Here is a 23,406-nt window from a genome sequence, read left to right as displayed (position 1 = left end):
ATGGGGCGTTTTTTCTTTTAAATTGAGTAAAAAGTGTTTAGTATTTTCTCATTTTAATTTTAAGTTCTTACTATTAAAGCATTTTAGATTTTATTAAAAAAGGCTTGCTACAATTTTAGGCAAATTTTGATTGCTAGGGCTTTAGAACAGCTTTTAGCACAAAGGAGAATGAATGGCTAAAATGAGCGCTCCAGATGGGGTTGCCGTTTGGGTGAATGAAGACAGGTGTAAGGGTTGTGATATTTGCGTATCGGTATGCCCTGCTGGGGTTCTTGGCATGGGGATCGAAAAAGAAAGGGTGCTTGGAAAAGTGGCCAAAGTAGCTTATCCAGAGAGTTGTATCGGTTGCGTGCAATGCGAGTTGCACTGCCCGGATTTTGCGATTTATGTGGCTGACAGGAAGGATTTCAAATTCGCTAAAGTTTCTAAAGAAGCCCAAGAAAGAAGCGAAAAGGTTAAGGCCAATAAATACATGCTCTTAGAAGAGACTATTTTAGAAGGGAGAGGCAAATAATGCGTGAGATTATTTCTGATGGGAATGAATTAGTCGCTAAAGCGGCGATTGAAGTGGGGTGTCGGTTTTTTGGAGGTTATCCTATCACGCCAAGCTCGGATATTATGCATGCGATGAGCGTGGCTTTACCCAAATGCGGCGGCCATTTTATCCAAATGGAAGATGAGATCAGCGGGATTAGCGTGTCTTTAGGAGCGAGCATGAGCGGGACGAAGTCTATGACAGCAAGCTCTGGGCCTGGTATTTCATTGAAAGTGGAGCAAATCGGTTATTCTTTCATGGCGGAAATCCCTTTAGTGATCGCTGATGTGATGCGTTCAGGCCCATCAACCGGAATGCCTACTCGTGTGGCTCAAGGCGATGTGAATTTCTTAAGACACCCCATACATGGGGATTTTAAAGCCGTTGCGCTCGCTCCTGCGAATTTGGAAGAAGCTTACACAGAGACCGTTCGCGCGTTCAATTTGGCTGAAATGCTCATGACTCCTGTATTCTTGCTCATGGATGAAACCGTGGGACATATGTATGGCAAAGTGCAAATCCCGGATTTAGAAGAAGTGCAAAAGATGACCATTAATCGTAAGGAATTTGTGGGCGATAAAAAAGACTACAAACCTTATGGGGTCGCACAAGATGAACCGGCCGTTTTAAACCCTTTCTTCAAAGGCTATCGCTACCATGTTTCAGGCTTGCACCATGGGCCTATTGGCTTTCCCACTGAAGACGCCAAAATCGGAGGGGATTTGATTGACAGATTATTCCATAAGATTGAATCCAAGCAAGACATTATCAATGAAAATGAGGAAATGGATCTAGAGGGTGCTGAAGTCGTTGTTATCGCTTATGGTTCGGTTTCTCTAGCGGTTAAAGAAGCCTTGAAAGATTACAATAAAGAAAGCAAGCAAAAAGTCGGCTTTTTCAGGCCTAAAACCTTATGGCCAAGCCCGGCTAAACGCTTGAAAGAAATAGGGGATAAATACGAAAAAATCCTTGTGATTGAATTGAATAAGGGGCAGTATTTAGAAGAAATTGAAAGGGCTATGCAAAGAAAGGTGCATTTCTTTGGGCAAGCCAATGGGCGCACGATTTCGCCTAAACAAATCATCGCAAAGTTGAAGGAGCTTTAAAATGGCGTTTAATTATGATGAATATTTGCGTGTGGATAAAATACCCACTTTGTGGTGTTGGGGCTGTGGCGATGGCGTGATTTTAAAATCCATTATCCGCACGATTGACGCTTTAGGTTGGAAAATGGATGATGTGTGCTTGGTGAGCGGGATTGGTTGCAGCGGGCGCATGAGTTCGTATGTGAATTGCAACACCGTTCACACCACGCATGGCAGGGCTGTAGCGTATGCGACAGGGATTAAAATGGCTAACCCTAGTAAGCATGTGATCGTGGTTTCTGGCGATGGCGATGGCTTTGCGATTGGAGGCAATCACACCATGCATGCATGCAGAAGAAACATTGATTTGAATTTTATTTTAGTGAATAATTTCATTTATGGTTTGACTAACTCCCAAACTTCGCCCACCACACCTAATGGCATGTGGACGGTTACGGCTCAATGGGGGAATATTGACAACCAATTTGACCCATGCGCTTTAACCACCGCTGCAGGGGCGAGTTTTGTGGCTAGAGAGAGCGTTTTAGACCCTCAAAAATTAGAAAAAGTGCTTAAAGAAGGTTTCACGCACAAGGGCTTTAGCTTCTTTGATGTCCATAGCAATTGCCATATCAATTTAGGGCGCAAGAATAAAATGGGCGAAGCGTCTCAAATGCTGAAATGGATGGAAAGCCGATTAGTGAGCAAACGCCAATTTGAAGCCATGAGCCCTGAAGAAAGGGTGGATAAATTCCCTACAGGCGTTTTAAAGCATGACACGGACAGGAAAGAATATTGCGAAGCGTATCAAGAAATCATTGAAAAAGCACAAGGAAAACAATAATGGAAGCGCAGTTACGATTTACAGGCGTTGGAGGGCAAGGCGTGTTGTTAGCGGGGGAGATTTTAGCTGAGGCTAAGATTGTGAGTGGGGGCTATGGCACTAAGACTTCCACTTACACTTCGCAAGTGCGTGGAGGGCCCACTAAGGTGGATATTTTGCTAGATAAAGATGAAATTATTTTCCCTTATGCTAAAGAGGGTGAGATTGATTTCATGCTTTCAGTCGCTCAAATCAGCTACAACCAGTTTAAAAGCGATATTAAAAAAGGCGGTATCGTTGTCATTGATCCTAATCTGGTAACCCCCACTAAAGAAGATGAAGAAAAGTATCAGCTTTATAAAATCCCTATCATTAGTATCGCTAAAGATGAAGTGGGTAACATTATCACGCAATCTGTGGTGGCGTTAGCGATTACCGTGGAGCTTACTAAATGCGTAGAAGAAAATATCGTGCTAGACACCATGCTTAAAAAAGTCCCTGCAAAAGTCGCTGAAACGAACAAAAAAGCCTTTGAAATTGGCAAAAAACATGCTTTAGAAGCTTTGAAAAAATAAGGGGGTAACTCCTTATCTTATTTTTCTTTAGCTATAGCTTTTTCCCCTTTTTTTGTATTTTTGAAAAAAAAAAAAAATGATATAATGCTCAAATTTTACAAAGGATTCTTGTATGTGCAAATTTTTGGATGGGGCAAAAAGTGAGATTTTAAAATATGATGTGATTTCTTTTGATATTTTTGATACCCTTCTTCTAAGACCTTTCATTAAACCCACAGATTTGTTCTTGTATATTGAGACTAAATACAATATTAAAGGTTTTCATCAAGCAAGGATCCTGGCAGAAATGCAATCTAGAGAAATCAGTAAAAGACAAGACATTACTCTAGATGAAATTTATCATCAAATCCCAAAAGAGTTTCATTCATATAAGGGAGTAGAAATTGCCACTGAAAAAGAGGTGCTTATTCCAAACTTAGAGATGTTAGAACTCTATCGTTTCGCTAAAGAGAACAATAAAAGAGTGATTATTGTATCAGATATGTATTTACCTTTAGAAGTCCTTGAAGATATTTTAATTTCTAAGGGTTTTGATGGTTATACAAATTTCTATCTTAGTAGCCATATAATGCTTACTAAACATTCAAAGGATTTGTTTAAACATGTTTTAAAACAAGAAAATATTACTCACACACAAATGTTGCATATTGGTGATAATTCTTGGGCAGATGACGCTATGCCTAAAGGTTTAGGTATAGCAACGCTATTTAGAAAAAGCGTATTGAAGCAATTTGAAGAAATTTTTCCTAAATACAAAACATTTAGTCCAACCAGTGTTGCACAAAGCTTCATTTTAGGATCTTTATGCGTTTTTCATAAAAATTATATTCAAAAACATGAAAAATTTGATTATTGGTTTCTTTTGGGAGCGATGCAAGCAGGAATTGCAGCCGTTGCTTATTGCCAGTTTATCTATAAAGAGATTCATAAAAGAAATATTGATACTTTAGTGTTTGTTGCACGAGATGGTTATTTATTGCAAAAAATTTTTAATATTTTATATCCAAATTCATATAAAACTACTTATGTCTATGCTCCCAGAATTTTAAAAAAAGCGGTATTTTTAGAAGTCGTAGAGGGCGAGAGTTTGGAAATTTTGCGTATTTTAGAAGGCGAAGAAGAAATTAAAAAGAAACAAATCACCACCAACCAACAAGCATATATATACATATATAGTAACTTTGAATACTGCCGCCATTTAGCGTTAAAATGTTTAGATAATTACAGAAAATACTTGTATTCATCAAATTTAGAGGGAAATATCGCTATTGTAGATACGATTACTTTAGGCTATTCTTCGCAAGGGTTAATCCAAAAAGCTTTAAACAAAGAAGTTTTTGGGTGCTATGTGGATCTCCTAAGAATTTTAAATTATGATTGCGCGAGTTTCTTACCTTTTTCACACCCTAAATCCATTTATTTTCATAATTGGGATTTTATGGAGTTTTTGCTAACAAGCCCTGAATACCCTATTTTAAATGTAGAAAATGGCGTTCCAATTTATCAAAAAGATGTTTCATCTTGTGAAAAACACCGCTCTAAAGCTTATGAAAAAATAGTAGAAGGGGCTGTTGGATATGCTTCATATTTTAAAGAAAGTCAAATTTCTTTAGGCATTTATGATGTGATAGAATGGGTGAATTTCTTTATTGACAATCCTAGCATTCAAGATCAAGAGCAATTTAAACAAATTTATTTTCTTCCAGATGCGACGCATAAAAACGCTCTGCCCTTGTTTTGCAACGATGTTTCTTTGTTGTCTTGTATTTTAAAACCTTCACAAAGTTATGGCGTATTAAAAAGAAGCCTTAGGACAAACAAGCAAGAGAGGTTGTTTAAAATATTATCTCTAATTAAAAAAATCTATGGGAAGTTAAAAAAGAAATGATAAAATTGGCTCTGTTTTTAATCAAATATGGATAAATAGGGCTTTCTCCCTTAATATAATTCTCTCAAAAGTTATCCACTAGATATTTTTTTATTTATCCAATAGTTTGTTTTTGAGTATAATCCTACGAAAATTTTAAGGAACGGCATGGAGTTTTTAGGACTGATTTTAAGTCTAGCCGCTATTTTGATAGCGTTTAAAAAGCCTGAAAAAGAAAATTGGGCGTTTGGGATTTTGATTGTGGTGTGGTTGGTGGAGCTTATTATTTTTATAGCCCATAGCTCTAGCACTTTGCCTAATATGAATCTATAAGGGGGATGCATGAATAAAGAAACCCGATTTTACAATCTTTTTTCTTTGGCGGTTTTAGGGATTTTGATCTTTCCTGTGGGTTTAGCGAATTTTTATTTTGGCTATGTTTTGAAAGATTCGCCTTGTATTTTTTGCTGGGCACAACGCATCAACATGATTTTAATAGGGGCGGTGGCGCTTTTGGTGGTGCGTTTTGGGTTTAAGCCTAAATACATTGCCCTGCTATTGCTCATGGCTAGTAGCGGGTTATATGAGAGCTTTTATCATACCGGTAGCCATGCGTTAGAAGATGTGGGGCAGGGATTCGCGCTCGCTATTTTGGGCTTGCACACGCAGTTTTGGGCGCTTTTTGTTTTTTTTAGCGTGGTGGTGCTTTTAGCGGTTTTGCTCTTTTTTGCCCCTAATACCCAACTTTTTAAAGATGATTCGTTAAACACACTCCAAAAAAGCGCTTTTTATGTTTTCTTTATAGTGGTGGGTTCTAACGCTGTGCAAGCGTTTATTTCTACCGGGCCTTTCCCTTACATAGGGCAAAGCGATCCGGTGCGTTTTTCTTGGAATCTGAAAGAATCGGTCTGGTCTATGGAGAATTGGGATCATTTGAAATTCCCAAGAAGCGTTTTAGGCAGAAGAGATGTGGGCGAGCCTTTGAAATTGAGCGCTTTGCCTAAAGATAATGATTATGAGCATTCGCCTTTAGAAATTACAAAAACTCTAAAGATTGGAAAAAAAGAAGAGCTTTTTTTAAAACTGAACGGAGCGATCACGGATTTGAGTTTCAATGAAGACAAGGCGATCCTTACTACAGAAAACCAAGGGCTTTATCTTGTAAGTAACGATTTGAAAACCATTCATAGCCATATGGTGTTGGATAGCTATTATAGTGCGACGGTGGGGGCGTTCGTGGGGGCGGATTTCAACGAAGATGAAAACATTGTGATCATGGGCAATAATAAAACGAGCGTAGAAATCACTCCTAACAAAAACGCTAACGCGCTTAAAAACTTCCCTTATTTTTTAGAAGGGGCTGACTCTTTTGATGAAGTGGAGCGCAGCCGCTTAAAAACTTCTAGGGCAAAAAACTACTATATTAGCGCTGCAAGAAGAGGGGCTAAATTCACTTATTTGATCACCGCTCCTAACAAGCGTTATAAGGATTTGATTATCATCTCCATGCTCAATAGCGATAAACAGGTGCATGGGGAGTTTTTACTGGAATTAGGCAATGCCAAACTTAAAGAAAAAAGGGGATTGGGCGAGTTAGTCATTAGCGCTTTGGCTTTAAAGGATAATCAACTTTATGCGTTCAGTAAGGAATTTAACACGCTTTTAGTCATAGACCCCACAAAAGAAGAAATCCTTGAAGTTTATGGCTTGCCTAAAGAGATTAAAAATATCAACGCTGGGGGGTTTAGAAACGATGAGCTTGTCCTTGTGAGCTATGAGAATAATAAAAATATTCTCTACACTCTTAATTTTTAAACTCTTTTAAAGCTACTTTTTTCTAACATATTAATGCATTAGAAGATGGTCGCTATTTTAGAATAGAGGAAAGTCCGGGCTACATTAGACAAAATTCCATCTAACGGATGGCTAGCGTGAGCTAAGGGAAAGTGCCACAGAAAGCAAACCGCCTTTTTAAGGTAAGGGTGAAAGGGTGGGGTAAGAGCCCACCAGAGCTAAAGCGATTTAGCTTGTTTGGGCAAACCCAATTTGTAGCAAGAAGCGCATGGTAAGTCTAAATTGATACGCGCTTCGCTTGAGGAATATTGCAAAATATTTCCCAGATAAATGGCCATCCATTGACAGAACCCGGCTTATTCTAATGCTCAACTGCGTGTTGATTTTTTAAATAAAGTTTCAATCATTTTATTTTTTTATTTTTTTACCTGATTATTGTTTAAAATTTTAAAGATTTATGTTACACTCTGTGAAATCAAAATCAAAGGGGATAGCGTGTTAGAAAAATCTTTTTTAAAAAGCAAGCAATTGGTTTTATGCGGGTTGGGTGTTTTAATGTTACAGGCTTGCACTTGCCCAAACACTTCGCAAAGGAATTCTTTCTTGCAAGATGTGCCTTATTGGATGTTGCAAAATCGCAGTGAGTATATCACGCAAGGGGTGGATAGCTCGCACATTGTGGATGGTAAGAAAACTGAAGAAATAGAAAAAATCGCTACCAAAAGAGCGACAATAAGAGTGGCGCAAAATATTGTGCATAAACTCAAAGAGGCTTACCTTTCTAAATCCAACCGCATCAAGCAAAAGATCACTAATGAAATGTTTATCCAAATGACACAGCCCATTTATGATAGCTTGATGAATGTGGATCGTTTAGGGATTTATATCAATCCTAACAATGAGGAAGTGTTTGCGTTAGTGCGTGCGCGTGGTTTTGATAAGGACGCTTTGAGCGAAGGGTTGCATAAAATGGCCTTAGACAATCAAGCGGTGAGTATCCTTGTGGCTAAAGTGGAAGAAATCTTTAAAGATTCTGTCAATTACGGAGACATTAAAGTCCCTATAGCCATGTAGGCTTAGAACAATAGGCGTTCTTCGCTATCGTCTGTTCTTTTGGGGGTGGGGGTGATGGAATTAGGGGTTGAGTAGTAGGGGATTTTATCCACGATTTCTTTACGCAAGCCTTTGGGGACATCAAACTTTCTTTTTAAAGAGGGTTCAATCGCTAAAATGTTACGCATGAAATACGAATACACAGGCGCGCTCACAACGCCTCCTCCTGTCGCTCCTTTGCCAATAGGCGTGTTATCGTCTCTCCCAAACCAGATCACGCTTTGTAAGGTGGGAGTAAAGCCAATGAACCAAGCATCAATATTGTTGTTAGAAGTCCCGGTTTTACCGGCAATTTCTAAACCTTTAATGCGAGCCAAATTCCCTGTGCCGTTTTCTACCGCATTCATCAGCGCTGAAAGGGTTAAAAAAGCCTGTTCTTTAGAGGTGATCTTTTTGGTTTCCATAGGCGTGAAAGTTTTAACATCGTTTTGTTGGTTAGTGATGCTTTCAATGAGCATGGGTTTGAGCATGGTGCCGTAATTAGAAAATAAAGAATATTTTTCAGCCGCATCAATGGGTGAGATAGCAAAGCTCCCTAACACAATAGACAAGTCCTTAGGGAGGTTTTTAAACCCCATATCGCTTAAAGATTGATAAATTTTTTCAAAGCCAAGCTGATCGCTTAAATTGATCGTGGCTAGATTTAACGAATGGCTCAAGGCTTCTTGCAAGGTTACAAGCCCTAAAAACTTGCGAGAATAATTGCTAGGGTGCCATGCGTGGTTTTGTTCGCTGTTTTTACTATAATTGCCATTTTCAAAGTTTCGCGCGGTATCAGGGATTTTAGAAGTCGTGGAATAGCCATTATCAAAGGCGATTTGATACACAAAAGGCTTGATCGCGCTCCCAAACTGCCGTTTGGCTTGCGTGGCGCGATTGAAAGCGCTTTTTGTATAATCAATCCCCCCCACTAAAGCTAAAATCTTACCGGTGCTCGTGTCCGTAACTATCATGCTAGCGTTTAAGTTGTCTTCATCTTCATTAGATGCGTTAGTTTTTGGCTTTTCTTTAGCGATTTTTTCTAAGATTTTTTGATGCCCAAAACGCAAGGACTCTAACGCTAAGCGTTGGTAATCCAAATCTATCGTGAGTTTTATGGTGTAGCCTTGAGTTTTTAACCCGTCTAATTGATCCAATTGCTTCAACACTTCATCCACGACATAGGGGGCGATGTTTTGCGTGGAAGTTTGGTTATAAACAATTGGCACTTCATTGAGAGCGCCTTTGAGCTCGTTAGAAGAAATCCAGCCTAAAGAATACAACCGCCTTAAAATATCATTAGCCCTAGAGAGTGAAAATTCTAAGTTTTTAGTGGGGTCATAAAAACTCGGAGCCCTGGGTAAGGCGACTAACATGGCGATTTCTTTAAGCGTGAGTTTGTCAAGGGGTTTTTTAAAATACCCTAAACTTGCGGTTTTCACGCCATAATACCCATGCCCAAAGAAAGTTTGGTTCAAATAACGCTCTAAAATTTCTTCTTTGCTTAAGACTTTTTCAATGCGTAAAGAAATGATGGCTTCTTTGAGTTTTCTGGTTAGCGTTTTTTCTCGTGTGAGCACCATGTTTTTAACGAGTTGTTGGGTTAGGGTGCTGCCCCCTTCGGTGTAACGACCGCTTTTAGCGTTTTTAATCATAGCGCGCATGATAGCGTCCAAATTGATCCCCCCATGCTCAAAAAAGAGGGTGTCTTCTACCGCTAAAAGGCTTTCAATGAATCGTGGGGGGATTTCTTCAAAACGCGCATAAAAACGAAATTCTTTATCATAGATATTAGCGATCAAACGCCCTTTTCGGTCTAAAATCTGTGAAGCGACGCCCGGGCGATAATCTTTAATTTTGGCAATATCCTTATCCGTAGTTACCCAGACTTGAGCGATAAGAATGGCTAATAACCCTATGACAATTAAAAATAAAACGATAAAACCATAAAAAATCTTTTTTAGCATTTAATCACTCTTAAAAGAAGATTGTATTTTAGAATAATCTAAAAGGGTGTTCGCAAGCTCTTTAGTGTCTTCTAAGCTGTTTTTAAGGGATAAAGAGATGCGTAAAAGGGGTTTAGAAACTGTTGGAGGGCGGATAGCTCCCACTAAAAACCCTTTTTCTTTCAAAAAATGATGAGCGTTTAAAAGATCGGGATTGTTTTCAAATTTTAGGGTAAAAAATCCTGCGAGCGTTCTAATACCTAAGGTTTCAAAAATAATCTGTTGGTGTTTGCTAAGCTCCTTTTTTAATTCTTGTTTTTGCGCGATAAAGTATTCTAAATGGGCCAAAGTCAAAGCGGTGTCTAACAGGCTTAAAGCGGTAGTATAAATCACGCTTTTAGCGCGATTAGTTAAAAACTCTATGACTTGTAAAGGGGCTAAAATACAAGCCCCATAGCTCGCAAGCGCTTTAGAGAAAGTGCTGAGTTTAATGATTTTGTCTTTTTCCTTGATGCGATAATATTCTAAAAAACCCAATAAATTCTCGCCGATAGTCCCAAAACTATGGGCTTCATCAACGATTAAAAAAGCGTTAGGGATCTCTTGAGTGATTGTATAAAAATCATAGGGAGCGACGCTCGCATCCATAGAATAAACCCCCTCAATGGCTATGAATTTGAGTTTATTTTTAGGAGCGTTAAAGAGTTTTTGTTGTAAATCTTTAGCGTCATTGTGCGAGAAAAAAACCACTTGATTAGGCTTCGTTTTGGTGCTAAAAATCCCGCTTGCATGGTAGTGTTCGTCCATGAATAAGAGGGCGTTTTTGACTAATAGGGTGTCTATTAAAGCCAGATTGCCCAAAAAACCACTCCCCACTAAAAGAGCGCTTTCAAACCCCAACAAATCCGCTAATCGTTCTTCTAACTCTGCATGCAAAGGGTGGTAGCCATTCACTAGCATGGAAGCCTTGGGGGAATGAGAAACAAAGGATTGGAGCTTATTAAAAGCGTTTTGAAGCAAATCTTTTTTAACGCTCAAACCTAAATAATCATTAGAAGCGTAATCCTTTAATAAAGGGTCAAACAACTCTCTTTTGCGGTAGCGTTTGGCATGGCGTAGGGCTTCTAAAGATTTAGAAAACATCAAAACACTTCATTGAATGGAATCATTCGCCTTTTTGAATTTTTTCAATGATTTTATTGAGTTCATCTTGTTTTTCGTAAAACATCTTATCAATATTTTCTTTGACATGTTTAGCGCTATCTTCCATTAAATGCACTTTATGCTCTAGGTATTTTGAATCGGTAATGTGGTCTTCTTGAACGGCTTTAACCAAATCATTAGCTTCAGCATGCACGCTTGCATGGTGGCTTTCTAAAGCTCTATAGCCTGAAGTGTTGGAAAAATTCTCTTTGCCCGCGCCCTCATAATACCATTTGCCTAAGCGGCAATTCTTATGGCTGGTAATGTCAAAGGAATTGAGACCAAAGACCATGCCATAAAGGTTGTTTTTAAAGACCACATGATCGAGTTTGGCTAGACCGCAAAACACCCGGTTATTGATATTGTAGATGGTGTATTTTGCGGCTTGCGCGACAATCATGTTATTTTTCACGGTGGATTTCAGCTCTTCTACATCGCCCTTAATAGAGCCTACAATAGAATTAATATCGTGGGTGTTGGTTTGAATATCGTTCGCTTCTTGTTGCATGCTTTTAACCACAACGGCGATTTCTTTAGTGGCTTTTTGGGTTTTTTCAGCGAGTTTTCTCACCTCATCAGCCACCACCGCAAAACCTCTCCCATGCTCGCCCGCTCGCGCAGCCTCAATAGCGGCGTTTAGGGCTAAGAGATTGGTTTGTTCTGCAATATCGTCAATCAAAGAAATGACTTGAGTGATTTCATTGCTCCGTTGGTTGAGAGAGTCCGCTAACAAAGTGGCGTTTTGCATCTTTTCATAAAGCGATTCAATGTCTTGACCCGTTTTATTAACGGTCCCTAATCCTTCAGTAGAATGCGCTTCGCCATTTTTAGCCGCATTTAAGAGCAAGCCTGTTTCTTGATGGAAATACTGCATGCTTTCTTGCGCATTCTCTAAGCCCTCTTTTAAGCTCGCGCAAAAAGTCTTAAACAAATCGCTTTTATGGTATTCCCCCACACCCCCTGTTTTTTTGGCTAGGGAAAAATACTGCACGCCATCAATATTTTGGCTTTTTAAAGAATAAGAAACCCCTTGCAAATCAACGCTCTCTGCATTTTCTTTAAAATGAACGCTTTGTTCTTCTAAATTGTTTAAGCTTGCAAGATTCCCGCTTTTAAAAACGACTTTATTGTTTTTAATACCCACAAAACCTTCATGCAAGCACAAATTTAAAAGGCTTTGATAGAGATTGACTTCTTTTTTTAACTCCGCAATCTCAGAATCTTTCTGACTGATTTGAAGTTGCAACTGCTTATTCCCAAACATGGTGGCATTCCTTATTTAAATTTGAATCTTTTGAGATTATACCCAAAATTACCAAACATTTTAAGCGCTCATTAGTATTGTTGTTTCAAAAACAATTCGTAAAATAATCCCTGTTTTTTCATAAGGGTTTCAAAGTTGCCCTGTTCTATAAGTTTGCCTTGATCTAAAACGATAATTTCATCAGCTTGCTTGACACTATTCATGCGGTGTGTAATAATTAAAGCCATCTTAGATTGCGATTTTTTAAAAATAAAATCTAAAAACTCTTTTTCCATAATGGGATCGATGGCGCTGCTTGGCTCATCTAAAACAATGCAATTACTTGGTTTTAAAAAGGCTCTTATGGTAGCTATGCGTTGCTTTTGACCTAAAGAAAAATCTATCCCATTATACTGTGTTCCAAATAATGCGTTGCTATAATCATTAAGACAATTTTGAAAATTTTCATCAAAAGATTTTAGCATTTCTCTCTTTTGCTTTAATTGCTCTCTTGTGGGGTTGTTTTGCATGAAAAGATTATCATCAATGCTGTACCCAGTATAAAGAGAAAAATCTTGGAATATGGCACTCATTTGTTGGTGGTAGCTGTTTAGCTCTAAATCCTGTAACGAGTATTTGTTATTGATAATAATTTGACCTGAATTTGGGATATAAAACCCTAGCAATAATTTAATCAGCGTGGTTTTTCCGCTAGCATTCCTACCGACTAATGCATAAAAATTAAATTCTAAGGATTCACCTTTCCGTTAGGGTTATTAGAGCGATTTGGTTCATCGCATTCAAATGAAAAATTTTTTCCGTCAAACTTTCTGAGAAAAAGACCTGATTGTTTGCACAATTCCAATGCTTTGTTAAGCTTTTGATTTCTTATCTCTTCCAATTGTTTAATATTCGTATCAAGATAGGCTTCATAGGTTTCTTCTGTCATTATAATCATTCCAAATGTTAAAATACTATAGCCTTTATTTTGATAATAGGTTTTAAGTGCAACAAAGATCACTAAAGCATAAACACCTAAAAGCGCCAATAACCAAAGAGTTATTTTGCTAGCTATGATTAATGCTTTTTTCACTTCAATACCTTTTTGGTGAGCTTTTATAGAGTAAAACAAAAGTCCTTAATGGAATGTTTTTTATGGTATCCATTGGTGTTTGCATTCAATAAGATTTGGTATAAATTTTCTTTATTATAGCCCATTTTCATGCTCCTTTAAATTTTGCTTTTAAAATAAAGCCCTTTAAAATTTCAAACTTTAACCGATAATAGTTCCAACCAAAAGCAAGGATGCCTTTGGGTTTTTTATAACAAGGAGTTACAACAATGGCTTTTCAGGTCAATACAAATATCAATGCGATGAATGCGCATGTGCAATCCGCACTCACTCAAAACGCACTTAAAACTTCATTGGAGCGATTGAGTTCAGGTTTAAGGATTAATAAAGCGGCTGATGACGCATCAGGCATGACGGTAGCGGATTCTTTGCGTTCACAAGCGAGCAGTTTGGGTCAAGCGATTGCCAACACGAATGACGGCATGGGGATTATCCAGGTTGCGGATAAGGCTATGGATGAGCAGTTGAAAATCTTAGACACCGTTAAGGTTAAAGCGACTCAAGCGGCTCAAGACGGGCAAACTACGGAATCCCGTAAAGCGATTCAGTCTGACATCGTTCGTTTGATTCAAGGTTTAGACAATATCGGTAACACGACTACTTATAACGGGCAAGCGTTATTGTCTGGTCAATTCACCAACAAAGAATTCCAAGTAGGGGCTTATTCTAACCAAAGCATTAAGGCTTCTATCGGCTCTACCACTTCGGATAAAATCGGTCAGGTTCGTATCGCTACAGGTGCGTTAATCACGGCTTCTGGGGATATTAGCTTGACATTTAAACAAGTGGATGGCGTGAATGATGTGACTTTAGAGAGCGTGAAAGTCTCTAGTTCAGCAGGCACAGGGATTGGCGTGTTAGCAGAAGTGATTAACAAAAACTCTAATCGAACAGGCGTTAAAGCTTATGCTAGCGTTATCACTACTAGTGATGTTGCAGTCCAGTCAGGAAGTTTGAGTAATTTGACCTTAAATGGGATTCATTTGGGTAATATCGCAGATATTAAGAAAAACGACTCAGACGGAAGGTTAGTCGCAGCGATCAATGCGGTTACTTCAGAAACCGGCGTGGAAGCTTATACGGATCAAAAAGGGCGCTTGAATTTGCGCAGTATAGATGGTCGTGGGATTGAAATCAAAACCGATAGCGTCAGTAATGGGCCTAGTGCTTTAACGATGATCAATGGCGGTCAGGATTTAACAAAAGGCTCTACTAACTACGGAAGACTTTCTCTCACACGATTAGACGCTAAGAGCATCAATGTCGTTTCAGCTTCTGACTCACAGCATTTAGGCTTCACAGCGATTGGTTTTGGAGAATCTCAAGTGGCAGAAACCACGGTGAATTTGCGCGATGTTACCGGGAATTTTAACGCTAATGTCAAATCAGCTAGTGGCGCGAACTATAACGCTGTCATCGCTAGCGGTAATCAAAGCTTGGGATCTGGGGTTACAACCTTAAGAGGTGCGATGGTGGTGATTGATATTGCCGAGTCTGCGATGAAAATGTTGGATAAAGTCCGCTCTGATTTAGGTTCTGTGCAAAATCAAATGATTAGCACCGTGAATAACATCAGCATCACTCAAGTGAATGTTAAAGCGGCTGAGTCTCAAATTAGGGATGTGGATTTTGCTGAAGAGAGCGCGAATTTCAATAAAAACAATATTTTGGCGCAATCAGGCAGTTATGCGATGAGTCAAGCCAATACCGTCCAACAAAATATCTTAAGGCTTTTAACTTAGTTTTAAGAAAGGTGTTTGTATGGGGCTAACGCTTTAAGCGTTGGCTTTTCGCTTTAATTTTTACTTCTTTTTCAATAAAATACTCTTTTTGATTCCTTTTTATTATAGGCGGTTATTGTGTTGGATAGTTTTGAGATTTTAAAGGCTTTAAAGAGCTTGGATTTATTGAAAAACGCCCCTGCTTGGTGGTGGCCTAACGCTTTGAAATTTGAAGCTTTATTAGGAGCGGTTTTAACGCAAAACACTAAATTTGAAGCCGTTTTGAAATCTTTAGAAAATCTAAAAAACGCTTTCATTTTAGAAAATGATGATGAAATCAATCTTAAAAAAATCGCTTATATAGAGTTTTCAAAGCTTGCAGAGTGTGTCCGCCCTAGCGGGTTTTATAACCAAAAAGCCAAACGACTGATTGATTTGAGTAAGAATATTTTAAAAGACTTTCAAAGTTTTGAAAATTTTAAACAAGAAGTAACCAGAGAGTGGCTTTTAGACCAAAAGGGTATTGGCAAAGAAAGCGCAGATGCGATTTTATGCTATGCGTGCGCTAAAGAAGTGATGGTGGTGGATAAATACAGCTATCTTTTTTTAAAAAAATTAGGCATAGAGATAGAAGATTATGACGAATTGCAACATTTTTTTGAAAAAGGCGTTCAAGAGAATTTAAATTCCGCCTTAGCGCTTTATGAAAACACCATTCCTTTAGCGCAACTTTATGCGAGATTCCATGGAAAGATTGTAGAATTTTCCAAACAAAAATTGGAATTAAAGCTTTGATTTTTAGATTTTTCTTAATCTTAAGCCTTTTAAAAGGCGTTTTACTGGCCAAAAAGGATTGGAATTTTTTCAAACCTTTAGAGCCTACTAAAAAATATTTTGGCTCTTTTAAAATCGGCTATCTTTATCAGCATGCAGAGACGACTAAAAGATCCCCCATCCGCCCTAAAAACCGCCCTCCTATTTTAATGGATAAAATTTACCATGACGCTTCTTTGGGTTTTGGTGCAGGGTTCGTTTTAAAAAAGAAAGCTTTATTAGGGGGGTATTTGGATGCAGGAATGGGCGATTCGTATTTCATGAGCGCTGGGCTAGTCGCTGGGGTGAGGCTTTTTAAGGGGTGGGTTATCCCTAAAATCGCCTTAGGCTATCAGCTTCAAATTTTAGGGGCTAAGATTGATAAGTATCAATTCAATATCCAATCAGCGGTGGGGAGTGTGGGTTTGTTTTTCAATGCGGCTAAAAATTTTGGCTTGAGTATAGAAGCAAGGGGTGGTATCCCTTTTTATTTTATCCAAAGCAAATTTTCTAAAGCCTTTGGCACGCCACGATTGAACATCTATTCTGTTGGTATCACATTCACTTTTTATGACTTTACGAGATTTTTAGGGTAAAATATTCATTTTAAAAACTAACTATAGAGTATAAAAACCATAATTAGACAAACCTTTAAGGATTTATGATGATTTTCATTGATGCATGTTTTAGAAAGGAAACGCCTTACACGCCCATTTGGATGATGAGGCAAGCGGGGCGTTACCTTAGCGAATACCAAGAGAGCCGTAAAAAAGCGGGGAGCTTCTTGGAATTGTGTAAAAATAGCGATTTAGCCACAGAAGTTACTTTGCAGCCGGTAGAGATTTTAGGCGTGGATGCGGCTATTTTGTTTAGCGATATTTTAGTAGTGCCTTTGGAAATGGGCTTGAATTTGGAATTTATCCCCAAGAAGGGGCCGCATTTTTTAGAAACCATTACGGATTTAAAAAGCGTGGAAAACCTAAAAGTAGGGGCTTATAAACAGCTGAATTATGTCTATGATACGATTTCTCAAACGCGCCAAAAGCTTTCTAAAGAGAAAGCGTTAATCGGTTTTTGCGGATCGCCTTGGACTTTAGCGACTTACATGATAGAAGGCGAGGGGAGCAAATCGTATGCCAAAAGCAAGAAAATGCTTTATAGCGAGCCTGAAGTTTTAAAAGCGCTTTTAGAAAAATTGAGCCTTGAATTGATAGAGTATTTGAGCCTTCAAATCCAAGCAGGGGTCAATGCAGTGATGATCTTTGACTCATGGGCTAGCGCTTTAGAAAAAGAAGCGTATTTGAAATTCAGTTGGGATTATTTGAAAAAAATCTCTAAAGAGCTTAAAAAACGCTATGCGCATATCCCAGTTATCCTTTTCCCTAAAGGGATTGGCGCTTATTTGGATAGCATAGATGGGGAGTTTGATGTGTTTGGCGTGGATTGGGGTACGCCTTTAGAGGTGGCAAAAAAGATTTTAGGCGGTAAGTATGTTTTGCAAGGGAATTTAGAACCCACCCGCCTTTATGATAAAAACGCTTTGGAAGAAGGCGTTGAAAGGATTTTAAAAGTCATGGGCAATCAAGGGCATATTTTCAATTTAGGGCATGGGATGCTACCGGATCTGCCTAGAGAAAATGCAAAATATTTAGTGCAATTAGTGCATGCTAAAACGAAGCGATAGGGGGATTGATGAAAACTATTATAAGATATGCGAGTTTATTGGGCTTGTGTGTTACTCTAACTCTAGCCCAAACCCCCTCTAAAACCCCAGATGAAATCAAGCAAATCCTTAACAATTATAGCCATAAGAATTTAAAGCTCATTGATCCACCGACAAGTTCTTTAGAAGCAACACCGAGTTTTTTATCCTCGCCTAAAGAAACAGCGACCACGATCAATCAAGAGATCGCTAAATACCATGAAAAAAGCGATAAAGCCGCTTTGGGGCTTTATGAATTGCTAAAAGGGGCTACCACTAATCTTAGTTTGCAAGCGCAAGAACTCAGTGTCAAGCAAGCGATGAAAAACCACACCATCGCCAAAGCGATGTTTTTGCCCACTTTGAACGCGAGTTATAATTTTAAAAATGAAGCTAGGGATACTCCAGAATATAAGCATTATAACACCCAACAATTCCAAGCTCAAGTCACATTGAATGTGTTTAATGGTTTTAGCAATGTGAATAATGTCAAAGAAAAGTCTGCGACTTACCGATCCACTGTGGCTAATTTAGAATATAGCCGCCAAAGCGTGTATTTGCAAGTGGTGCAACAATATTATGAGTATTTTAATAATTTAGCTCGCATGATCGCTTTGCAAAAGAAATTAGAGCAAATCAAAACGGACATTAAAAGGGTTACCAAGCTCTATGACAAAGGGCTGACCACGATTGATGATTTGCAAAGCCTAAAAGCGCAAGGGAACTTGAGCGAATACGATATTTTGGACATGCAATTTGCTTTGGAGCAAAACCGCTTGACTTTAGAATACCTCACTAACCTCAGTGTGAAAAATTTGAAAAAGACCACGATTGATGCGCCTAATTTGCAATTAAGAGAAAGGCAGGATTTGGTTTCTTTAAGGGAGCAGATTTCCGCAATCAGATACCAAAACAAGCAACTCAATTATTACCCCAAGATAGATGTGTTTGACTCATGGCTTTTTTGGATTCAAAAACCCGCTTATGCCACAGGGCGTTTTGGGAATTTCTACCCAGGTCAGCAAAACACGGCTGGGGTTACTGCGACTTTGAATATTTTTGATGATATAGGCTTGAGCTTGCAAAAACAATCCATCATGCTAGGCCAATTAGCGAATGAAAAGAATTTAGCGTATAAAAAATTAGAGCAAGAAAAAGACGAACAGCTTTACAGAAAGTCGCTTGATATTGCCAGAGCTAAGATTGAATCTTCAAAGGCTAGTTTGGATGCGGCTAATCTTTCTTTTGCCAATATTAAAAGGAAATACGACGCTAATTTAGTGGATTTCACCACCTATTTAAGGGGCTTAACCACGCGCTTTGATGCAGAAGTGGCTTACAATTTAGCGCTCAATAATTATGAAGTGCAAAAAGCCAATTACATTTTCAACAGCGGGCATAAGATAGACGACTATGTGCATTAAGGGATAAAAATGATACGAAAAATTTTAATAGGACTTTTTTTGAGTTTTTTGAGCATGGAAGCTGGCGAAAGAGTGTATGCGATTTTCAACGTGAAAGCGATGCAAGATTCCAAACTCACCTTAGACAGCACAGGGATTGTGGATAGCATTAAGGTTACTGAGGGGAGCGTGGTCAAAAAGGGCGATGTTTTGTTGCTTTTGTATAATCAAGACAAACAGGCTCAAAGCGATTCCACCGAGCAACAACTCATTTTCGCTAAAAAGCAATACCAACGATACAGCAAAATTGGGGGCGCTGTGGATAAAAACACTCTAGAGGGTTATGAGTTCACTTACAGGCGTTTGGAATCGGATTACGCTTATTCTATTGCGGTATTGAATAAAACCATTTTAAGAGCCCCTTTTGATGGCGTGATAGCGAGTAAAAACATTCAAGTGGGCGAAGGGGTGAGCGCGAATAACACGGTGTTATTGAGACTAGTCAGCCATGCTAGGAAATTGGTTATTGAATTTGATTCTAAATATATTAATGCAGTCAAAGTGGGGGATACTTACACCTATTCTATAGATGGGGATTCCAATCAGCATGAAGCTAAAATCACTAAGATTTACCCCACGGTTGATGAAAACACCAGGAAAGTGAGTGCTGAAGCCCTTTTGTCTAAGCCTATGGCGGTGGGGCTTTTTGGCGATGGGTTTATCCAAACGAAATAATAGGATATTTTGATGTATAAAACAGCGATTAATCGTCCTATTACGACCTTGATGTTTGCTTTGGCGATTGTCTTTTTTGGGACTATGGGTTTTAAAAAATTGAGCGTGGCGCTTTTCCCTAAAATTGATCTGCCTACGGTGGTGGTTACTACGACTTATCCTGGGGCTAGCGCTGAAATCATAGAGAGTAAGGTAACCGATAAGATTGAAGAAGCGGTGATGGGGATTGATGGGATCAAAAAGGTTACTTCCACGAGTTCTAAAAATGTGAGTATTGTCGTCATTGAATTTGAATTAGAAAAGCCTAATGAAGAAGCCTTAAACGATGTGGTGAATAAAATTTCTTCGGTGCGTTTTGATGACTCTAACATTAAAAAACCCTCTATCAATAAATTTGATACCGACAGCCAAGCCATTATTTCATTGTTTGTGAGCAGTTCAAGCGTGCCGGCTACAACCCTTAATGATTACGCTAAAAACACCATTAAACCCATGCTCCAAAAAATCAATGGGGTAGGGGGCGTGCAGCTCAACGGCTTTAGGGAGCGCCAGATTAGGATTTATGCCGATCCCACTTTGATGAATAAATACAACCTGACTTATGCGGATCTTTTCAGCACGCTTAAAGCGGAGAATGTGGAAATTGATGGGGGGCGCATTGTCAATAGCCAAAGGGAATTGTCTATTTTAATCAATGCGAATAGTTATAGCGTGGCGGATGTAGAAAAGATTCAAGTGGGTAATCATGTGCGTCTTGGCGATATTGCAAAAATTGAAATCGGTTTGGAAGAAGACAACACTTTTGCGAGCTTTAAAGACAAACCCGGTGTGATTTTAGAAATCCAAAAGATTGCCGGAGCGAATGAAATTGAAATCGTGGATAGGGTGTATGAAGCTTTAAAGCGCATTCAAGCCATTAGCCCTAACTATGAAATCAGACCCTTTTTAGACACCACGAGCTATATCCGCACCTCTATTGAAGATGTGAAATTTGACCTAATCTTAGGGGCGATTTTAGCGGTTTTAGTGGTGTTTGCGTTCTTGCGTAACGGCACGATCACCCTCGTTTCAGCGATCTCTATCCCTATTTCTATCATGGGGACTTTTGCACTCATTCAATGGATGGGCTTTTCGTTAAACATGCTCACCATGGTGGCTTTAACGCTAGCGATAGGGATCATCATTGACGATGCGATCGTGGTGATTGAAAACATCCATAAAAAGCTAGAAATGGGCATGAGTAAACGAAAAGCGAGCTATGAGGGGGTGAGGGAGATTGGCTTTGCTCTAGTAGCGATTTCAGCGATGCTGCTCTCTGTGTTTGTGCCTATAGGGAACATGAAAGGCATTATCGGGCGCTTTTTCCAAAGCTTTGGGATCACGGTGGCTTTAGCGATCGCTTTATCGTATGTGGTGGTCGTTACGATTATCCCTATGGTAAGCTCAGTGGTGGTCAATCCCAGGCATTCTCGTTTTTATGTGTGGAGTGAGCCTTTTTTTAAGGCTTTAGAGTCTCGTTATACCAAGTTGCTCCAATGGGTATTAAACCACAAGCTCATTATCTCTATAGCGGTGGTTTTGGTGTTTGTGGGTTCGCTTTTTGTGGCTTCTAAATTGGGTATGGAGTTCATGCTGAAAGAAGATAGGGGGAGGTTTTTAGTGTGGCTTAAGGCTAAACCGGGTGTGAGCATAGATTACATGACGCAAAAGAGTAAGATCTTTCAAAAAGCGATTGAAAAGCATGCTGAAGTGGAATTCACCACCTTGCAAGTGGGTTATGGCACCACACAAAACCCTTTTAAGGCTAAGATTTTTGTGCAGCTCAAGCCTTTAAAAGAGCGCAAAAAAGAGGGTGAATTGGGGCAATTTGAGTTGATGAGCGTTTTAAGGAAAGAGTTGAGAAGCTTGCCTGAAGCTAAAGGTTTAGATACTATTAATCTTTCTGAAGTTGCTCTTATAGGGGGCGGTGGGGATAGTTCGCCCTTCCAAACCTTTGTGTTTTCCCATTCTCAAGAAGCGGTGGATAAAAGCGTGGAGAATTTGAGAAAATTCTTATTAGAAAGCCCTGAATTAAAAGGCAAGGTTGAAGGCTACCATACAAGCACGAGCGAATCGCAACCGCAATTGCAACTCAAAATCTTAAGACAAAACGCTAACAAATACGGCGTGAGCGCTCAAACCATTGGCTCGGTGGTGAGCTCTGCTTTCTCTGGGACTTCTCAAGCGAGCGTGTTCAAAGAAGATGGCAAAGAATACGACATGATCATTAGGGTGCCTGATGATAAGCGCGTTTCTGTAGAAGACATCAAACGCTTGCAAGTGCGCAACAAATACGATAAATTGATGTTTTTAGACGCTTTAGTGGAAATCACAGAAACTAAAAGCCCGTCCAGTATTTCTCGCTATAACCGCCAACGCAGCGTTACGGTGCTTGCTGAGCCTAATAGGAATGCGGGCGTTTCTTTGGGCGAGATTTTAACGCAAGTGAGTAAAAACACTAAAGAATGGCTGGTTGAAGGGGCGAATTACAGATTTACCGGAGAAGCGGATAACGCCAAAGAGAGCAATGGGGAGTTTTTAGTCGCTTTAGCGACAGCGTTTGTGTTGATTTATATGATTTTAGCGGCGTTGTATGAGTCCATTTTAGAGCCTTTTATCATCATGGTTACCATGCCTTTAAGCTTTTCAGGGGCGTTTTTTGCTCTAGGTTTGGTCCATCAGCCTTTGAGCATGTTCTCTATGATAGGCTTGATTTTGCTCATTGGTATGGTGGGTAAAAACGCCACGCTTTTAATTGATGTGGCGAATGAAGAGCGTAAAAAAGGTTTGAATATCCAAGAAGCCATTTTATTTGCCGGCAAAACCCGTTTAAGACCGATTTTAATGACGACCATTGCGATGGTTTGCGGCATGCTGCCTTTAGCGTTGGCGAGTGGGGATGGAGCGGCGATGAAATCCCCTATAGGGATTGCGATGAGTGGGGGTTTAATGATTTCTATGGTGTTAAGCTTACTCATTGTGCCGGTGTTTTATCGTTTGCTCGCTCCCATAGACGACAAAATCAAGCGGTTTTATCAAAACCAAAAAGCTTTAGAATGAAAAAGATTGTTTTCATTTTGGCTTTATGGGTGGGCTTGTCAGGGGCGTTTGAGCCTAAAAAAAGTCATATTTATTTTGGGGCTATGGTGGGTTTAGCCCCCATTAAAATAACCCCAAAACCGGCTAGTGATTCTTCTTATACGGCTTTTTTATGGGGGGCTAAAGGGGGGTATCAATTCGCTTTTTTTAAAGCTCTAGCGCTAAGGGGTGAATTTTCCTACCTTATGGCAATCAAACCCACCGCATTGCACACGATTAACACTTCTTTATTGAGCTTAAATATTGATGTGTTAAGCGATTTTTACACTTACAAAAAATACAGCTTTGGGGTGTATGGGGGGCTTGGGATAGGGTATTTTTATCAAAATAACCATTTAGGCATGAAAAATAGTTCGTTTATGGGTTATAACGGCTTGTTTAATGTGGGGCTTGGCAGCACGATCGATCGCCACCACCGCATAGAGCTTGGGGCTAAGATCCCTTTTTCAAAGACTAGAAATTCTTTTAAAAATCTTTATTTTTTAGAGAGCGTTTTTATCCATGCGGCTTATAGCTATATGTTTTAAGAGAGAATAAAAAATAGCCTATTGGTGGTCGTTATCAATAAGATAAGATCCTTATGATATAAGGAGATTGTG

The 23,406-nt window shown here is 39.2% G+C and carries 20 protein-coding genes, 1 other RNA gene and 2 pseudogenes; 17 read left to right on the top strand and 6 right to left on the bottom strand.

All coding sequences use genetic code 11. The features are described from left to right. Nucleotides 1–172 precede the first annotated feature (172 nt). The 9 genes from HPB14_RS03730 (at nt 173) to HPB14_RS03695 (ending at nt 7,753) form a co-directional block, all read left to right on the top strand. Entirely contained in the window at nt 173–514 is a 342-nt protein-coding gene (locus HPB14_RS03730) for a 4Fe-4S dicluster domain-containing protein (RefSeq protein WP_001096895.1), read from the top strand. After that, nucleotides 514–1,641 carry a 2-oxoglutarate synthase subunit alpha gene (locus HPB14_RS03725; RefSeq protein ID WP_001206864.1) on the top strand — a complete coding sequence of 376 codons (1,128 nt, stop codon included), beginning with the start codon at nt 514–516 and terminating at the stop codon, nt 1,639–1,641. Before HPB14_RS03730 ends, HPB14_RS03725 begins: the two co-directional genes overlap by 1 nt. A 1-nt stretch (nt 1,642) precedes the next feature. Then, nucleotides 1,643–2,464 carry a 2-oxoglutarate ferredoxin oxidoreductase subunit beta gene (locus tag HPB14_RS03720; protein ID WP_000885326.1) on the top strand — a complete coding sequence of 274 codons (822 nt, stop codon included), beginning with the start codon at nt 1,643–1,645 and terminating at the stop codon, nt 2,462–2,464. Beyond that, the gene (locus tag HPB14_RS03715) at nt 2,464–3,018 is read left to right on the top strand and encodes a 2-oxoacid:acceptor oxidoreductase family protein (protein WP_000388018.1); all 555 of its coding nucleotides are present in this window, start codon (nt 2,464–2,466) and stop codon (nt 3,016–3,018) included. Before HPB14_RS03720 ends, HPB14_RS03715 begins: the two co-directional genes overlap by 1 nt. A gap of 112 nt (nt 3,019–3,130) precedes the next feature. Then, nucleotides 3,131–4,906 carry an HAD-IA family hydrolase gene (locus HPB14_RS03710; RefSeq protein ID WP_000335073.1) on the top strand — a complete coding sequence of 592 codons (1,776 nt, stop codon included), beginning with the start codon at nt 3,131–3,133 and terminating at the stop codon, nt 4,904–4,906. 147 nt (nt 4,907–5,053) lie between these two features. Beyond that, nucleotides 5,054–5,218: a hypothetical protein gene (locus HPB14_RS03705; protein WP_000394802.1), complete on the top strand. Its 165-nt coding sequence runs from the start codon at nt 5,054–5,056 to the stop codon at nt 5,216–5,218. Between the two features lie 9 nt (nt 5,219–5,227). After that, on the top strand, nt 5,228–6,700 hold the full coding sequence (locus HPB14_RS03700) for a disulfide bond formation protein B (protein ID WP_001031610.1): 1,473 nt from the start codon (nt 5,228–5,230) through the stop codon (nt 6,698–6,700). A 35-nt stretch (nt 6,701–6,735) separates the two neighbouring features. After that, nucleotides 6,736–7,051: RNase P RNA component class A (gene rnpB / locus HPB14_RS07780), an RNA gene on the top strand. 183 nt (nt 7,052–7,234) lie between these two features. Then, entirely contained in the window at nt 7,235–7,753 is a 519-nt protein-coding gene (locus HPB14_RS03695) for a tumor necrosis factor alpha-inducing protein (protein WP_231622747.1), read from the top strand. A 2-nt stretch (nt 7,754–7,755) separates the two neighbouring features. Here the strand turns inward: HPB14_RS03695 and pbp1a are convergent, their stop codons facing one another. The 6 genes and pseudogenes from pbp1a to HPB14_RS08655 all read right to left on the bottom strand — a co-directional run. Beyond that, nucleotides 7,756–9,738, bottom strand: a complete 1,983-nt coding sequence (gene pbp1a / locus HPB14_RS03690; protein ID WP_000913659.1) for a penicillin-binding protein 1A — start codon at nt 9,736–9,738, stop codon at nt 7,756–7,758. Further along, nucleotides 9,739–10,860: an aminotransferase class I/II-fold pyridoxal phosphate-dependent enzyme gene (locus HPB14_RS03685; RefSeq protein WP_000491920.1), complete on the bottom strand. Its 1,122-nt coding sequence runs from the start codon at nt 10,858–10,860 to the stop codon at nt 9,739–9,741. A 22-nt stretch (nt 10,861–10,882) separates the two neighbouring features. After that, nucleotides 10,883–12,184: a chemotaxis chemoreceptor TlpD gene (gene tlpD, locus HPB14_RS03680; RefSeq protein ID WP_000467787.1), complete on the bottom strand. Its 1,302-nt coding sequence runs from the start codon at nt 12,182–12,184 to the stop codon at nt 10,883–10,885. 71 nt (nt 12,185–12,255) lie between these two features. Beyond that, nucleotides 12,256–12,900, bottom strand: a pseudogene (locus HPB14_RS03675) (ATP-binding cassette domain-containing protein); the annotation flags it as partial. Between the two features lie 11 nt (nt 12,901–12,911). Continuing rightward, nucleotides 12,912–13,256: a hypothetical protein gene (locus HPB14_RS08260; protein ID WP_041199482.1), complete on the bottom strand. Its 345-nt coding sequence runs from the start codon at nt 13,254–13,256 to the stop codon at nt 12,912–12,914. Between the two features lie 10 nt (nt 13,257–13,266). After that, nucleotides 13,267–13,341: pseudogene (locus HPB14_RS08655) on the bottom strand (ABC transporter ATP-binding protein); the annotation flags it as partial. A gap of 163 nt (nt 13,342–13,504) precedes the next feature. On the opposite strand from HPB14_RS08655, the gene HPB14_RS03665 reads away from it, so the two are divergent. The 8 genes from HPB14_RS03665 to HPB14_RS03630 all read left to right on the top strand — a co-directional run bounded on the left by HPB14_RS03665 (nt 13,505) and on the right by HPB14_RS03630 (nt 23,334). Next, nucleotides 13,505–15,037: a flagellin A gene (locus HPB14_RS03665; protein WP_000885492.1), complete on the top strand. Its 1,533-nt coding sequence runs from the start codon at nt 13,505–13,507 to the stop codon at nt 15,035–15,037. Nucleotides 15,038–15,154: 117 nt separating this feature from the next. Then, entirely contained in the window at nt 15,155–15,811 is a 657-nt protein-coding gene (locus tag HPB14_RS03660; RefSeq protein ID WP_000887179.1) for a 3-methyladenine DNA glycosylase, read from the top strand. Next, nucleotides 15,808–16,425, top strand: coding sequence for a hypothetical protein (locus tag HPB14_RS03655; RefSeq protein WP_000577392.1), 618 nt, complete (start codon nt 15,808–15,810; stop codon nt 16,423–16,425). The genes HPB14_RS03660 and HPB14_RS03655 overlap by 4 nt, the downstream gene beginning before the upstream one ends. Nucleotides 16,426–16,493: 68 nt before the next feature. Beyond that, nucleotides 16,494–17,513, top strand: coding sequence for a uroporphyrinogen decarboxylase (gene hemE / locus HPB14_RS03650; protein WP_014658472.1), 1,020 nt, complete (start codon nt 16,494–16,496; stop codon nt 17,511–17,513). An 8-nt stretch (nt 17,514–17,521) separates the two neighbouring features. Continuing rightward, the gene (gene hefA / locus HPB14_RS03645; protein WP_000848849.1) at nt 17,522–18,955 is read left to right on the top strand and encodes an efflux RND transporter outer membrane subunit HefA; all 1,434 of its coding nucleotides are present in this window, start codon (nt 17,522–17,524) and stop codon (nt 18,953–18,955) included. Nucleotides 18,956–18,964: 9 nt separating this feature from the next. Then, the gene (gene hefB, locus HPB14_RS03640) at nt 18,965–19,669 is read left to right on the top strand and encodes an efflux RND transporter periplasmic adaptor subunit HefB (protein ID WP_000619670.1); all 705 of its coding nucleotides are present in this window, start codon (nt 18,965–18,967) and stop codon (nt 19,667–19,669) included. Nucleotides 19,670–19,681: 12 nt separating this feature from the next. Beyond that, the gene (gene hefC / locus HPB14_RS03635) at nt 19,682–22,768 is read left to right on the top strand and encodes an efflux RND transporter permease subunit HefC (RefSeq protein WP_000278404.1); all 3,087 of its coding nucleotides are present in this window, start codon (nt 19,682–19,684) and stop codon (nt 22,766–22,768) included. Next, nucleotides 22,765–23,334 (top strand): outer membrane beta-barrel protein, encoded by a 570-nt coding sequence (locus HPB14_RS03630; RefSeq protein WP_000724730.1) that lies wholly within the window; start codon nt 22,765–22,767, stop codon nt 23,332–23,334. The genes hefC and HPB14_RS03630 overlap by 4 nt, the downstream gene beginning before the upstream one ends. The last annotated feature ends 72 nt before the right edge of the window (nt 23,335–23,406 follow it).

Origin of the sequence: Helicobacter pylori HUP-B14 (assembly GCF_000259235.1) — a bacterium.
Lineage (GTDB): Bacteria > Campylobacterota > Campylobacteria > Campylobacterales > Helicobacteraceae > Helicobacter > Helicobacter pylori_CU.
Note: the sequence above shows the minus strand (reverse complement) of the source record. Positions and strands in the feature narration are given on the sequence as shown.